Source organism: Clostridium sp. SGI.024, assembly GCF_050315195.1.
Lineage (GTDB): Bacteria > Bacillota > Clostridia > Clostridiales > Clostridiaceae > Clostridium.
The window spans coordinates 1-259 of the sequence record NZ_JBNPON010000191.1 but is presented as its reverse complement, the minus strand read 5'-3'; the positions used below and the strand labels follow the sequence as shown (position 1 = coordinate 259).

Genomic DNA, 259 nt, shown 5'->3' with positions numbered 1-259 from the left:
GCACTTACTTTTATAGTTACAATCACTGCAATCTTCACATGCATAAATTGTTTTTTCACTTTCATATCCTGTTTTTGATTTTCTTAATTTTACACCTTCAATTTTTAGCTTTTTACCATTCTGACATATAAAAAAATCTTTTTCAGAATCATAATCCATATTTTCTATTTTACCAATATCACTTTTATATTTTCTCGTTTTTGATAATTCGTAGTTAGCAGGTTTAATAAATGCTATTTGATTATTATCTTCAATAAAA

General features: G+C 23.9%; 1 protein-coding gene. It reads right to left on the bottom strand.

Going from position 1 to position 259, the window contains the following annotated elements; translation table 11 throughout:
* Positions 1 to 259: transposase (locus ACQRD5_RS17365; protein ID WP_427747135.1), on the bottom strand; the 259-nt coding region annotated here is incomplete at both ends.